A 14016-nucleotide genomic window follows, 5' to 3' on the forward strand; every position below is an offset into this window, starting at 1 on the left:
ACCAAGAACGGTACTGGTCGGTACCGTCTGCCCACTGTCAAGACGGAACCGATCGGTACCATTTGGAGGACGTGTGGCCAGCCAACCACCGCCGCTCACCGGTAAGCCGACAGCCGGGAACCCCACGGCCGGGAACCCCACAGCCGGGACGCCCACGGCGGACGCCCCACCGGAGCGTATTCCCGGCCGGGTCCTGGTGCTCACCACCGGCAGCTTCGCCGTGGGCACCGACGCCTTCGTGGTGGCCGGGGTGCTGCCAGACATCGCCGGCTCACTGCACGTGAGCGTGGCCGAGGCCGGGCAGCTGGTCACCGTGTTCTCCATCGCCTACGCCCTGCTGACACCGGTGCTGGCCGCGCTGACCGGGCAGTGGTCCCGGCGGGCCGTGCTGCTGACCGCGCTGGTCGTGTTCGGGCTCGGCAACGCGGCCACCGCCCTCGCGCCCACCTACGGCTGGGTGCTGGCCACCCGGGTGCTGGCCGCGGCCGGGGCCGCCCTGTTCACCCCCAACGCGGGCGCGACCGCCGCGGCCATCGCCCCACCCAGCCGCCGCGCCGGCGCCATCTCCCTGGTCGTCCTGGGCCTGACCTCGTCAACCGCGCTCGGCGTGCCCATCGGCACCGCGCTGGGCACGGTGCTGGACTGGCGCGGCACCATGTGGTTCGTGGTCGTGCTCGGGGTGGTGGCCGCGGCCGGGGTGGCGCTGTGGCTGCCGGCCGTGCCGGCGCCGCCGACCGCGGGGCTGCGCCAGCGGTTCGCCCCGCTCGGCGACCGGCGGGTGGCGATGACCCTGCTCACCACGGTCGCGCTGTTCATCGGCGTGTACGTGGTGAACACCTACCTGAGCGTGATCGTGGCGCGCGCCACCGGCGGCAGCGGCACCACCCTGGCGGTGCTGCTGTTCTGCTCCGGTGTGGCCGGCATGGTCGGCACCTACCTGTCCGGCCGGTTCAGCGACCGCTACGGCGCCCGGTGGGTGCTCGTCGGGGCCGCGCTGCTGCTGGCCCTGGACTACGCGCTGCTCCCGGTCACCAGCGCCACCCTGGTGGGTGCGGTCGTCGCCGTGCTCGCGTTCGGGCTCGGTGCGTGGAGCATCACCGTGCCGCAGCAGCACCAGTTGATCGCCATGCGGCCCAGGGACGCCGCGGTGGTGGTCTCGCTCAACGCCTCCGCCACCTACCTGGCCGTGTCCCTGGCCGGGCTGGTTGGCGCCGGCGCACTCCAGGTCCTCGCGTCCCAGTGGCTGGCCTGGGTGGCCGGTGTGTTCGTCCTCATCGGACTGTGCTGTGCCGAGCTGGCACACCGGATCAGCAGGACGACGCGCTGAGCCTCACGGCCGGGGCCGGCGCTGGATGCGCACGGTGTCGTTGTCGCGGTCCCGGTCGCGGTCCCGGTCCCGGTCCCGGTCCCGGTCCCGGGTCCGGCCCAGCCGCACGGTGTCCGCGTCGGACACCCGGTCGAACTGGACGGTCTGGTCGGGGTCGGCCTGCCCGGGGACGGGCCGGCCCGGACCCGGCTGCCCAGCGCCGGTCTGCCCAGCGCCGGTCTGCCCAGCGCCGGTCTGCTTGGCCCGGCGGGCCCGGCGCACCCGGCTGACCACGAACCAGACCACGGCCACCACGACCACCACGGCGACCACATTGGACAGCACGCCCACGTAGTCCTCGACCAGGTGCCAGTTCTCGCCGAGCAGGTAGCCGGCCATGACCAGGGCGGTGTTCCAGATCAGGCTGCCCAGGGCGGTGAACACCAGGAACGTCAGCATGGACATCCGCTCCACGCCGGCCGGGATCGAGATCAGGCTGCGGAAGATCGGGATCATCCGGCCGAAGAACACCGCCTTGACCCCGTGCTTGGCGAACCACGCCTCGGTCTTGTCCACATCGGCCACGTTCACCAGGGGTAATCGCTTGGCGATCGCCCTGATCCGGTCCCGGCCGAGCAGCGCGCCGACCGCGTAGAGCGCGACACCGCCGACCACCGACCCGATGGTGGTCCAGATCAGCGCGGCGACCAGGCTCATGCTGCCCTGGCTGGCGGTGAACCCGGCCAGCGGCAGGAACAGTTCGCTGGGCAGCGGCGGGAACAGGTTCTCCAGTGCGACGGCGAGCCCGGCGCCCGGCGCGCCCAGGGTCTCCATCAGGTTCACCACCCAGCCGACCAGACCGCTGTCCGTAGTGGACTCTGCTGCGGCCGCGGTGACGAGGTGCGGGTCCAGCGCCAAGGAACTCATGGCGACCAGGCTAGGAAATCGGACATATTGGCACCATGAGGTCGGACGCACACCTTTCCGGCGCCCGCCACAGGGCCGAACCCGCGGAAAACCACAGGGTGCCCGGCTGATTAGCCTCTGCCGCGTGACAACCGATCCAGCACGACCAGACGCCGGCCAGGCGCAGGCCCCGGCACGCGCGGACGACCCGCTGCGCCGGGTGCTGGTCCGGTGGCTGCGCCTGGTCACCGGGGCGCTCATCGGCAGCGGCACCGCCCTGCTGGGTGGCGTGGTCCTGGTGGTGGCGGGCGTGACGATGGTGCCGACCACGGTCTGGTCGGGCACCCGCCCCGCGCTGCTGGACTGGATCGCGCGCCGGGTGCGCGGGTGCGTCGGCGTGGACCGGTGGCGGCTGGCCAGGTGGCTGGACTGCGAGGTGACCGACGAGCACGGCCTCCGTCGTGCCGTGGCCTACCTGCTGCTGCGCCTGCTGACCGGACTGCTGGGTCCGGTGGTGGTGCTGGCCGCGCTGGTGGGTGGGGTCGGCTACCTGGTCGCCGCGGTGGTCCTGGTCGCCGAGATCCCGCTGGCCAACGCGCTGACCAGCGCCGGACTGGGGGTGGCCGGGCTCTACCTGGCCGGGCACGGCACCTTCGAGCTGGCCGCGCTGGAGCGCTGGCAGGCGCGCCGGTTCCTCGGCCCCAGCGACCAGGACCGGTTGCAGCAGCGGATCAGCGAGCTGGCCGCGAGCCGGGCCGGGGTGGTCGAGGCCGTCAACGACGAGCGCCGGCGCATCGAACGGGACCTGCACGACGGCGTGCAGCAGCGGCTGGTGGCACTGGGCATGCTGCTGGGCCGGGCCCGCCGCTCCCAGGCGCCCGAGCGCACCGCCGACCTGCTGCGCCAGGCCCACGAGCAGGCCCAGCAGGCCCTGAGCGACCTGCGCGAGGTGGCCTGGCGGGTGTACCCGACCGTGTTGGACGAGAGCGGGCTGGCCGCGGCGCTGGAGACGGTGGCCGAGCGCTGCCCGGTTCCGCTGCGCATCGACTACGGTCTGGCCAGCCGGCCGACCGGCGTGCTGGAGACCGTGGCCTACTTCGTGGTGTGCGAGGCCGTGACCAACGCGGCCAAGCACGCCACGGCCGAACTGATCACTGTGGACATCACCGAGCGGGAGAACGTGATCGCCGTGCGGATCGAGGACAACGGGGTGGGCGGCGCCGATCCCGGCGGCAGCGGGCTGTCCGGGCTGGCGCGCCGGGTCGCGGCCGTGGACGGCCGGTTCGACGTGCACAGCCCGGTGGGCGGGCCCACCAGGATCAGCGCGGAGCTGCCGTGCTGAGGGTGATCCTGGCCGAGGACTCCACGCTGCTGCGCGAGGGCCTGGCGCGGTTGCTCGCCGACGAGGGCCACGACGTGGTGGCCGCGGTGGGCGACGGCGCGCGGCTGATCGACGCGGTGGCCGCGCACCAGCCGGACGTGGCCGTGGTGGACGTGCGGATGCCGCCCACGCACACCGACGAGGGGCTGCGCGCCGCACTGGAGATCCGGCGGCGCTGGCCCGGCGTTGGCGTGCTGGTGCTGTCGCAGTACGTGGAGAAGCGCTACACCGCCGAACTGCTCAGCCTGGACAGCGTGGGCATCGGCTACCTGCTCAAGGACCGCGTGGTGCAGGTGGAGGAGTTCCTCACCGCGCTGGAGCGCGTCGCCGCCGGTGGCGCCGCGTTCGACCCGGAGGTGGTGCGCCAGCTGCTGGCCCGCACCAGCCACGCCGACCCGGTGAGCCGGCTCACCCCGCGTGAGCGGGATGTGTTGGGACACATGGCACAGGGCCACACCAACGCCACCATCGCCGAGCAGCTGCACGTGTCGCAGAGCGCGGTGGAGAAGCACGTCAACGCGATCTTCGACAAGCTCGGCCTGTCCCACACCACCGGCTACAGCCGCCGGGTGCTGGCGGTGCTGCGCTACCTGGAGTCCTGAGCGCGCCGCTCGGCCCGGTTGGTGCGGCGGGTGGGCGTGGCGGTGAGCGGGTCCTCCGGCCACGGGTGCTTCGGGTAGCGGCCGCGCAGTTCCGCCCGCACCTGGGGATAGCCCGTGCGCCAGAACGAGGCCAGGTCGCTGGTGACCGCGGCGGGCCGGCCGGCGGGGGAGAGCAGGTGCAGCACCACGGGCACCCGGCCGTCGGCGATGCGCGGCGTCTCGGTCCAGCCGAACGCCTCCTGCACCTTCACCGGCAGCACCGGGTCACCGGCCGAGTAGTCCAGCCGAACGCGTGAACCGGACGGCACCGCCAGCCGGTCCGGCGCCAGCTCGTCCAGCCGGCCCGCTTGCGGCCACGGCAGCAGCCGGCGCAGTGCCCGCCCGGCATCCACTGTGGACAGATCGGCGCGGCGGCGGGCGGTGGCCAGCTCCTCGGCCAGCCACGTCTCGGCGGTGGTCACCAGGGCCGGCTCGGCCACGTCCGGCCACGGCTCGCCCAGCACCCGGTGCAGGAACGCCAGCCGCTCGCGCAGCCGCACCGCGTCGGCGTCCCAGCGCAGCAGCGCGGTGCCCTCGGTGCGGATGCCCAGCAGCAGCGCCCGGCGCACCGCGTCCGGTGCCGGCTCGGCCAGCGGCCGCTCACTCAGCAGGATCGCGCCCAGCCGGTGCCGGCTGGTGGCCACCACATCGCCGTCCGCCCAGGTCACGTCGTCCACTGTGGACACCATGCGGGGCGCGGCGCGCACGGCCAGCTCCTGGTCGGTGCGGGCGGCCAGCCAGACGCGGCCGTGGCTGCGGCCGGGCGCGCGGTCGGCACTGGCCACGGCCAACCACTCCGCGTCGGCCAGGCCGCTGCCCGGCGCCAGTTCCGCCGCGGTGCCACCGGCCATCAGGTACACCGGCGAGCCTGGGGCGCGGCGCCTGGCCAGGCGTTCGGGGTAGGCCAGTGCCACCACCAGCGCGGGATCGGCGCGCTGCGCGGGCTTGCCGGTGGTGTCCGGCTCGACCAGGGCGGCCAGCCGGTCGGCCTCGGCGCGCCAGCGGCGGCTGCCCGGTGCGGTGCCATCGCGCAGCCGGCGCAGCGCCAGGTCCAGGTCGGCGTCGGTGGCCAGGCCGTCGTCGTCGAGCAGCGCCACCACCTCGGCGGCGGCCCGCGCGCCCACCTCGGCCGCGCCGTCCAGCAGTGCCCTGGCCAGCCGGGGGTGCAGGCCGAGGTCGGCCATGCGCCGGCCCCGGTCGGTGAGCCTGCCGGCCTCGTCGTGCACACCCAGCACCCACAGGACCGACAGGGCGGCGTTCAGCGGTCCCTCCGGCGGCCGGTCCCACCAGGTCAGCCCGGCGCCGGTGGGCGAACCCCAGCAGGTCAGCTCCAGGGCCAGCCGGGTGAGGTCGGCGGTGCGGATCTCCGGCTCGGGGTAGCGGGGCAGCGTGCTGTGCTCGTGTTCCGGCCAGCACCGGTAGGCGCGGCCCGGTCCCTGCCGGCCGGCGCGACCGGCCCGCTGGTCGGCCACGGCCGCGGACACCCGCACCGTGGCCAGGCCGGACAGCCCGCGCCGGTGGTCCATCCGGGGCACCCGGGCCAGCCCGCAGTCCACCACCGCGCGCACCCCGGGCACGGTCAGGCTGGACTCGGCCACGGCCGTGGCCAGCACCACCCGCCGGCGCGGCCCCGGCCGCAGCGCCAGGTCCTGCTCGGCACTGGGCAGCCGGCCGTGCAGCGGCAGAACGTCCACATCGGACAGATCAGCGAGCAGGCCGGCCACCCGGCGGATCTCGGCCACCCCGGGCAGGAACACCAGCACGTCACCGTCTGATTCGGACAGTGCGCGGCGGGTAGCTCTGGCCACACAGGACTCGATCGGCTCGGTGCGGGCCGGTGCCACGTGGGTGGTGTCCACCGGGAACTCGCGGGCGCTGGTGTGCAGCACCGGCGCGGGCCGCTCCCCGCCGAGCACGTCGGCCAGCCGCTGCGCGGCCACGGTCGCCGAGGTGGCCAGCAGCCGCAGGTCCGGCCGCAGCCCGGCGCGCGCGTCCAGCAGCAGCGCCAGCAGCAGGTCGGCGTCCAGGTGCCGCTCGTGGCACTCGTCCAGCAGCACGGTGTGCGTGCCGGTCAGCTCCGGGTCGGCCTGCAACCGCCGCACCAGCAGCCCCGAGGTCACCACCTCGATCCGGGTGGCCCGGGAGACCCGCCGGTCCCCGCGCACCGAGTAGCCCACGGTCCGGCCCACCGGCTCGCCCAGCAGCGCGGCCATCCGGCTGGCCGCGGCCCTGGCCGCCAGCCGCCTCGGCTCGGCCACCACCACCCGGCCCTCGGCAGCGGCCAGCGCCAGCGGCACCAGGGTGGTCTTGCCGCTGCCCGGCGGGGCCACCAGCACGGCGGCGCCGGCGCGGTCCAGGGTGGCGGTGATCTCGCCGAGCAGCGCGCGCACCGGCAGGTCGGGAAGGTCGGCTGGCAGCTCCACGGTCGCCCAGTCTGCCTGGCGCCGGCTCCGCGATCCGCGCCCGGGAGCGGCGCCGGTGTCGGTGCGGCGTGTCACGCTGGAGGTGTGGTGGACCCGCTGCGCGACCCCGACGACCCGGAACTGCTCGACACCTACCAGGCCCGCGACCTGGCCACGCTGGTCGAGAACGCCCGGCTGGCCTCGGGCGCGGTCCGCTACGGCCGGATCGGGCGGGTGGGCGGCGCGCGGGTGGTGGTCAACCGGGACAACCCGCTGCCCACGGGCAACCACGCGTGCGCCCTGGACGGAACGTCCGCGCAGGTGGCGGACACGCTGATGCGCCTGGAGCAGACCTTCGCCGACGCCGGGCGGGCCGAGGCCGTGGTGTTCGCCTCGCCGACCACCGTGCCGGAGATCGACGGCATCGCCGACGACACCGGCTGGCAGGCGGTCACCGAGATCCTCGCCATGGTGCACCGACCGGGCGAGCGGGCGGCGCCGGCCGCGGCCGTGCCGGTGCGCCCGGCGCTCGACGCCGACCTGCCGGCCGTGGCCGCGGTGTTCGCCGATGAGCTGGGCCTGCCGCTGTCCGGCACCGCGCGGCTGCTGCGCCACCTCGGCCAGCGGCTGGACGACCCGCGCTGCGTGCTGCTCGTGGTGGACGACCCCGACCCGGACGCCCGAAGGGTCGCCGGGTTCGCCTCGGGCTTCGCCGAACACGGCGTCGGCCTGGTCGAACAGGTGGTGGTGATCCCGGCGCGGCGGCGGCGCGGCATTGGCGGCGCCCTGGTCGGCGCGCTGGCCGAGCGGCTGCGCGGGCTGGGCGCGCTGCTGGTGGCCGCGTACGTGGACGAGGGCGGCGGCACCGAGCGGTTCGCTGAGTCGTGTGGCTTGCAGGCCGGCTACCCGGTGACCGGATACGTACGCAGAGTGGATGAACTGCTCGACTGATTCCGGCTGATCGGGTGATGTGAGTGGTCTGCCTCCCCCACACGGATTAGGTCTGTCCCCGTCCGATCCATATCCTTAGCTCCGCTAAGCGTGAGTGGTGTGCCGGTGGGCATCCCCGGGCCGAAGCCGCCCGCGTGAGCCGGCCGAGCCGCGACGGTGAAGGGGTCGGACAAGTGGTGACAACCGAGGTCGACGAGCGCACCCTCCGATTACCCGGCGAGGTGTGGGTGCTGGTCGCGGCCAGCTTCATCATCGCCATCGGCTTCGGCGTGGTCGCCCCGGTGCTGCCCACCTTCGCCACCAGCTTCAACGTCGGCAGCACCGCCGCGGCCCTGGTGGTCAGCGCGTTCGCCTTCGTCCGGCTGGCCTTCGCCCCGGTCAGCGGCCGGCTGGTGACCAGGTTCGGCGAACCCCCGGTCTACCTGGTCGGCATCCTCATCGTCGCCGCCGGCACCGGCGCCTGCGGGTTCGCCGCCGCCTACTGGCAGCTGCTGTTCTTCCGGTCGCTGGCCGGCGTCGGCTCCACCATGTTCACCGTCTCCGCGGTCGGCCTGCTCATCCGGCTCACCCCGGCGCCGCTGCGCGCCAGGGCGTCCGGCGTGTGGTCCAGCAGCTTCCTGATCGGCAACATCGCCGGGCCGGTGGTGGGCGCGGCCCTGGTGGAGATCTCCCCGCGCGCCCCGTTCCTCGGCTACGCCGCCGCCCTGGTCGTGGCCGCCCTGGTGGTGTGGCTGTTCCTGCGCAACTCCACCCTGGCCGCCTCGGTGGACAAGGGGGGCGAGGTGACCAGCGTGACCGTGCGGTCGGCGCTGCGCTCCGGCGCCTACCGGGCCGCGCTGGCCTCGGGTTTCGCCAACGGCTGGGCGGTGTTCGGCGTGCGCATCTCGCTGATCCCGCTGTTCGTCACCGAGTCACTGCACCGCAGCCCGAGCCTGACCGGGGTGTCGCTGTCGGTGTTCGCCGGCGGCAACGCCGCCGTGCTGCTGCTGTCCGGCCGGCTCGCCGACCGGTGGGGCCGGCGGCCCCTGGCCCTGGCCGGCCTCGCCGTGTCCGCGGCCGGCACCATCTGGCTCGGCTTCACCACCAGCCCCGGCACGTTCCTGGCCGCCTCCCTGGTCGCCGGCGTCGGCGCCGGCCTGCTCAACCCGGCGCAGAACGCCGTGGTCGCCGACGTGCTCGGAGCCAGGGCCAGGGGCGGCCCGGTGCTGGCCGCCTTCCAGATGGCCGCCGACCTCGGCGCGATCGTCGGCCCGCTGGCCGCCGGCGCCATGGCCGACCACTGGACCTTCCCGGCCGCGTTCACCCTCACCGGGGCCATGGCCGTGCTCGCCCTGCTGGTCTGGCTGGCCGCCCCGGAGACCCTGCCCCGCCGCGCGCCGACGCCCGAGGTGGCGGCCGCCCAGGCGGTGACCGAGACCGAGGGCGGGCAGGCCGACCCGGGCTCGGACGGGCGGCGCTGAGCGCGCGGGTGGCCGGGCGAGCCCCCGGTCCGGCCGGCACCCGGCCGCGGTAGGTGATCCACGACCTGGTCAGGGCCGTCGGTACCCTGCGGGTGTGGGTCCGGACAGACCTGGCTCGTCTCCGCCAGCGGCGGCCCGGACGGCGAGGCACCTCGTGGGAGGACGTTGATCGTGGGTGGCGCCGAGCGCAACGCGCGGAAGAAGAAGCAGGCCCAGACGCAGGCGGCCAGGGCGGTCGCCGCGGCGCGGGGCACCGGCAACGACCGCACCAAGATCCTCATCGGGGTGGCGGCCGTGGTGGTGCTCGCGGCCGTGGTCGTCGGCGGGGTGCTCTACAGCAACTCCCGCTCCACGCGCCAGGTCGGCAACCAGCCCGTGCCCACCAGCTCGGTGAGCGCCGAGTACCAGGCGCAGCGGGAGGACGGCACCGTGCTGGCCGGCAAACCGGACGCCAAGCTCACCGTCGACATCTACGAGGACTTCCTGTGCCCGTACTGCGGCCTGCTGGAGAAGTCCTACGGCAAGCAGATCGAGGAGCAGCTGGCCGCCGGCACCTTCAACGTGCGCTACCACCTGCTGCCCATGCTCAACAACGCCTCCGACCCGCCCGGCTACTCGCTGGACTCGGCCAACGCCGCCCTGTGCTCGGCCGACGCCGGCAAGTTCGAGGACTTCCACGCCAGCCTGTTCGCCACCCAGCCCGAGGAGGGCGAGCGCGGCTACGACAACAGCCAGCTGATCAAGCTCGGCCGGGACCTGGGCATCAGCGGTGACGAGTTCGCCAACTGCGTCAACAACGGCACCCACAAGCAGGACATCAACAACGCCTACGAGCAGGCCCGCAACGACCCGCGCCTGCAGGCCACCCGGCCGGACGGCCGCACCGGCTTCCGGGGCACGCCCACCATCGTGGTGGGTGACCAGATCATCAACACCCAGGACCCGGAGTGGCTCAACAAGATCATCAAGCAGGCCGGTCAGGGCTGAGCCCCGGTCGCCGCTGCCCGGTCTAGCCCAGGCCGGGCAGCGGCGGCGTGCCCTGCGACCACCGGACCAGCCGCTGCGCCTTGCCCGCCTCGGTGCGCGGCACCCCGCCCGGCGCGAGCACCCGCACCGCGCACGCGATGCCCAGCCGTTCCCGCAACCGCGCGGCCACGTCCCGGCCCAGCGCCGCCGTGTCCACCCCGCCGTCCACCGGCTCCACCGCCACCCGCACCTCCGGTCGCGCCGCCACCGTGCGGTCCTCCACGATCAGGTAGTGCGGGCTGACCCGGGCGTCGGACAGCAGCACCGCCTCGATCTCCGCGGGGAACACGTTCACCCCGCGCACCACCAGCATGTCGTCCCGCCGGCCCAGCACCCGGCTCATCCGCCGCAGCGTGCGCGCCGAGCCCGGCACCGGCCCGGCCAGACTGGCCACGTCCCCGCTGCGGTAGCGCAGCAGCGGCATGCCCGTCTTGGTCAACGTGGTGAACACCAGCTCACCGGGTGTGCCGTCGGGCACCGGGTTGCCGTCGGCGTCCACCGCCTCCACGTAGAAGTGGTCCTCGGCCACGTTGAGCAGCCCCGCGGAGTCCAGCGACTCACACGCCACGCCAGGACCGATCACCTCGGACAGCCCGTAGATGTCCAGCGCGCGCAGCCCGAGCAGCCGCTCCACCTGGTCGCGCAGGGTTTCACTCCACGGTTCCGCGCCCAGCACCGCGACCCGGGGCGAGAGCCCCGCCGGGTCAACGCCCTCGGCGCGCGCCGCCTCGCCCAGGTGCACCGCGTAGGACGGCGTGCAGCACAGCACGTCCGGCGCCAGGTCCTGGATCAGCCGCAGCTGTCGGGCGGTCATGCCGCCGGACGCCGGCACCACCGCGGCGCCCAGCCGCATCGCCCCGTGGTGCACGCCAACGCCCCCGGTGAACAGCCCGTACCCGTACGCGTTGTGCACGGTGCTGCGCCGGCTCGCCCCGGCCCCGCCCAGTGCCCGCGCCATCACCCGCGCCCACACGTCCACGTCGTGCGCGGTGTAGCCGACCAGCGTGGGCCGCCCACCCGTGCCCGACGAGCCGTGCACGCACACGATCTCCTCGGCGGGCACGGCGCACAGCCCCAGCGGGTAGTGCTCCCACAGGTCCGCCTTGTCCACAGTGGGCAGCCGGTGCAACTCGGCCAGGTCCACGTCGGCACCCCGCCGCACCCCGGCCGCCCGCAACCGCTGCGCCTGCACCCCGTCCGCGGCCAACAACCGGTCCACCAACCCGACCAGCGCCCGCTGCTGCTCGGCCCGCCGCAGCTCCGGGTCCATGCCCTCGGCAACGGCATCCACCAGAGGAGGGTGACCCTGCTCACCATGATCCGCGTTCGCGCTCACATGCCGGGTCTACCAGGCCGCTGACCTGCGCGGAAGCCTTGGACACCCCCGATTTTTGTTCTGGCCACCTCGTCGTGTACGGTATGACCACACCGAACGGGGAAGCCAAAAACCCCGGCCGGTGGATCAGTAAGGGGCTGTAGCGCAGCTGGTAGCGCACCACACTGGCAGTGTGGGGGTCACGGGTTCGAGTCCCGTCAGCTCCACTCGCTCGTGAGCGGGGTAGGTTCGCCGAAAGTGCGAACCTACCCCGCTCGTTGCGTTTTCTGGGGGTGCAACCCCCAGACCCCGCCCGGCGGGCTTCGCCCCCGGACCCCCTCTCGGCTGATCGAATCGGACAGCCGTGTGGGCGCGAGCGGATGGCGGTGGGGCCGGTGGTGGGGGCGGTTGGCCCGGTGGTGCCCGAGCCGTTCTGCCTGGGCGATTTCCGGGATTCTGTCGGCGATGAGCCAGGTTTTGTGGCTGTGGCGCAGGCCGTGGAAGGTCAGCCCGGGGTGGATGGAAACGGGCCCGGGGTGTCGGCGAGGTGTTCGCGGAGCAGTGTGGTGAGGAAGGGCGGCAGGGTGATGGTTCGTGCTGAGGCGGGTGTCTTGGGCGGTCCCAGTCACAGGCCGTGGGTGGATTCGGGGAGCGCGCCGGTGTCGGGGTCGATGGTCAGCAGACCGCGGTCGAGGTCGAGGTGGTCACGGTGCAGGCCGGCGAGTTCGCCCCAGCGGCAGCCGGTCCAGGTGGTGTGGCAGGCGGTGGGGTTGATCCAGGTGCCGCGGCGGCGGTCGGTTTTCCAGGTCGTGGGCGTAGTTTTCGGCGGCTTTTCTGCTGGTGAACCCGGACAGTGATCCGTAGGTTCCGTTGCCGTTGGGGTAGCGGATCCGCCAGGAGTGCTTTCCGGTCTTCTCGACCCAGGACATGACGTCCTCCTGGGAGTGGGGTGTCGGTGTGGTCAGGGCCGTCATGCGCCTTCGCTGGCATGTTCGCAACTCGATCAACCCTGTGCTCCGGTGAAACCGGTTGTGGGCCGGGAGTAACGCGGACGATCGGGCTTCTCTGGAGCATCGCCGGCTGGTGAGGCCGCAGGTCCGGTGGTCTCTTGTTGTGGGAAAGAGGGCAGATACGGGCGAATGGTTCCCGTTGATAACCAGCAGGCATCCCCTGGGACTGTCTATTCTGGGGGCTGGATTCGGAGGGATTCATCGGCATTCCTCGTTCGGTGGACCGAGCCGGCCAGCCGAGGGAACCGATGGCCCTCATATTTCAGGTGCTGCTGAGAAAACGGGCTCGGGACAAGGAACTTCGGTTCGGAGTCTGGGGCAGCCAGCGGCACGGGTCGAGGAAGGAAATGCGGTGCCCTACGCGGTGTGGATCGACATGTCGGCTCCCGAGGCGGCTCAGGGCGATGAGCACACGAGGGATCAGGTTCCTGCCCTGATCTTCAAGTTGATCGAGGCAGGGTGGGAGGTGCCCGCACCCACCGATGCCGGTGGTGACACGCCAGACGACGAGGACGACGCGCCAGAGTTGTTGGGCGCGACCAACGCACCCGTGCAGCTTCGACTCGCACTGCCCACATCAGGCTTCGCCACAAACGGCAATGAGCCGTTTCCCGGCACAGCCCTGCCCGCAATCCCTTGCGCCGGCACAGCCCTGGTCAGACCCATCAACAGAAGGATCCTGCGCGAATGTTGTGGGACTACAGGCGGCCCTCCCTGATTCCTGTGAGTCTCGATATCGCGATATATCGCGGTCATCGTGACCGTTGACAACGCTGGCGGATTCTTTCCTGCGCTGTTTGATTGTCATTCGAAATTCCTGGTTCTATTTGGGTGAATCGGCGTCGGTGATGAAGCTGATGCCAACTCCTGTGGGCGGTAAGTCTGACGATATTGCTATTGTTGCCGGAAGTCGGGGGTCCTGTCACGAACAGTCGTTCCCGGCTCGGGGTGCTTTCGGTGCTGTTCCGATGCGAGAGATAGGTAACGCTCCGCGGTTGGCGGTTGTCGTCTTGCCGGTAGGGAGGCGAGGGCGATATTCATTTCTGCTCTTCGTTTAGGTTGGGTGCCTCGATGTCATCGAGGTCTTCCACTTCATGCGCTGCCGGTTCGCTGTTAAAAGGATCTCGGCCTTGTTCAGCCAGTAGTTCGCATGAGTAGCAGCCGGGAAGTATTACGCCAGCCCACTCCGCACCCATCATCAACAGCCGGCTAACGTAAGCGGATCCTACGGGACTGATCTGCACAAACTGGTTGTCAGCCCCCAGGATCCCAGCGTGCTGCTCGGTGACCCTGCGTAGGGCTTGTTGAGGGCTCTCTCCACTGCGTGCAGGGGTTCTGATGATCAGGCGGATAAGGTATTCGTTGTCCGCGTCCGAGTTCGCCGGGCCGGCTTCGAACCGCATGGCTTTCAGTCTGGCGGCAAGGGGTTGGCAGGCTTGAATAGCTTTGTGCAGATCGTTGGCTCGTAGGTAGATGTGTAGTCGGGTGACCACGTCGGTCTCGTTGAGGTACATCAGTGAGTCACACACCCTTCGGGTGAAAAGTTCGCGTTTTCCCTCCGTCTATTGAGAACAAGGCGAACTGATGCTTGGGATTTGGGATCTGAACGTCCCATCAG

The 14016-nt window shown here is 72.3% G+C and carries 12 protein-coding genes and 1 tRNA gene; 8 read left to right on the forward strand and 5 right to left on the reverse strand.

The annotated features are described in order from the left end of the window. The first annotated feature begins 73 nt into the window (after positions 1-73). The gene (locus LX83_RS24270) at positions 74-1327 is read left to right on the forward strand and encodes an MFS transporter (protein ID WP_253775273.1); all 1254 of its coding nucleotides are present in this window, start codon (positions 74-76) and stop codon (positions 1325-1327) included. A 3-nt stretch (positions 1328-1330) separates the two neighbouring features. On the opposite strand, the gene LX83_RS38515 is transcribed toward LX83_RS24270, so the two are convergent. After that, on the reverse strand, positions 1331-2233 hold the full coding sequence (locus LX83_RS38515; protein ID WP_308204037.1) for a DedA family protein: 903 nt from the start codon (positions 2231-2233) through the stop codon (positions 1331-1333). A gap of 124 nt (positions 2234-2357) precedes the next feature. Here LX83_RS38515 and LX83_RS24280 point away from each other — a divergent pair, with 124 nt between their 5' ends. Beyond that, on the forward strand, positions 2358-3554 hold the full coding sequence (locus LX83_RS24280) for a sensor histidine kinase (protein ID WP_253775275.1): 1197 nt from the start codon (positions 2358-2360) through the stop codon (positions 3552-3554). Next, the gene (locus LX83_RS24285; RefSeq protein WP_253775758.1) at positions 3551-4195 is read left to right on the forward strand and encodes a response regulator; all 645 of its coding nucleotides are present in this window, start codon (positions 3551-3553) and stop codon (positions 4193-4195) included. Before LX83_RS24280 ends, LX83_RS24285 begins: the two co-directional genes overlap by 4 nt. Here LX83_RS24285 and hrpB read toward each other — a convergent pair. Further along, complete coding sequence (hrpB, locus tag LX83_RS24290) at positions 4180-6657, reverse strand: ATP-dependent helicase HrpB (RefSeq protein WP_253775277.1); 2478 nt, start codon at positions 6655-6657, stop codon at positions 4180-4182. The two genes, LX83_RS24285 and hrpB, sit on opposite strands and share 16 nt — an antisense overlap. Positions 6658-6741: 84 nt before the next feature. Between hrpB and LX83_RS24295 the strand changes: the two genes are divergently transcribed. The 3 genes from LX83_RS24295 (at position 6742) to LX83_RS24305 (ending at position 10034) form a co-directional block, all read left to right on the forward strand. Then, entirely contained in the window at positions 6742-7587 is an 846-nt protein-coding gene (locus tag LX83_RS24295; RefSeq protein ID WP_253775279.1) for a GNAT family N-acetyltransferase, read from the forward strand. A 176-nt stretch (positions 7588-7763) separates the two neighbouring features. Then, positions 7764-9047, forward strand: coding sequence for an MFS transporter (locus tag LX83_RS24300; protein ID WP_253775281.1), 1284 nt, complete (start codon positions 7764-7766; stop codon positions 9045-9047). Between the two features lie 171 nt (positions 9048-9218). Next, positions 9219-10034 carry a DsbA family protein gene (locus LX83_RS24305; RefSeq protein WP_253775283.1) on the forward strand — a complete coding sequence of 272 codons (816 nt, stop codon included), beginning with the start codon at positions 9219-9221 and terminating at the stop codon, positions 10032-10034. A gap of 22 nt (positions 10035-10056) precedes the next feature. Here LX83_RS24305 and LX83_RS24310 read toward each other — a convergent pair whose 3' ends face one another. Beyond that, entirely contained in the window at positions 10057-11364 is a 1308-nt protein-coding gene (locus LX83_RS24310; protein ID WP_253775285.1) for a phenylacetate--CoA ligase family protein, read from the reverse strand. Between the two features lie 178 nt (positions 11365-11542). Between LX83_RS24310 and LX83_RS24315 the strand changes: the two genes are divergently transcribed. Then, a tRNA-Ala gene (locus tag LX83_RS24315) sits at positions 11543-11615 on the forward strand. 477 nt (positions 11616-12092) lie between these two features. On the opposite strand, the gene LX83_RS24320 is transcribed toward LX83_RS24315, so the two are convergent. Further along, positions 12093-12317: a hypothetical protein gene (locus tag LX83_RS24320; RefSeq protein ID WP_253775287.1), complete on the reverse strand. Its 225-nt coding sequence runs from the start codon at positions 12315-12317 to the stop codon at positions 12093-12095. A 433-nt stretch (positions 12318-12750) separates the two neighbouring features. Here LX83_RS24320 and LX83_RS24325 point away from each other — a divergent pair, with 433 nt between their 5' ends. Continuing rightward, the gene (locus LX83_RS24325; RefSeq protein WP_253775289.1) at positions 12751-13116 is read left to right on the forward strand and encodes a hypothetical protein; all 366 of its coding nucleotides are present in this window, start codon (positions 12751-12753) and stop codon (positions 13114-13116) included. A gap of 319 nt (positions 13117-13435) precedes the next feature. Here LX83_RS24325 and LX83_RS24330 read toward each other — a convergent pair whose 3' ends face one another. Next, a complete protein-coding gene (locus LX83_RS24330) occupies positions 13436-13912 on the reverse strand; it encodes a hypothetical protein (protein WP_253775292.1) in 477 nt (158 codons plus the stop codon). Positions 13913-14016: the final 104 nt, after the last annotated feature.

This window comes from Goodfellowiella coeruleoviolacea (assembly GCF_024171785.1).
Classification (GTDB): Bacteria; Actinomycetota; Actinomycetes; order Mycobacteriales; family Pseudonocardiaceae; genus Goodfellowiella; species Goodfellowiella coeruleoviolacea.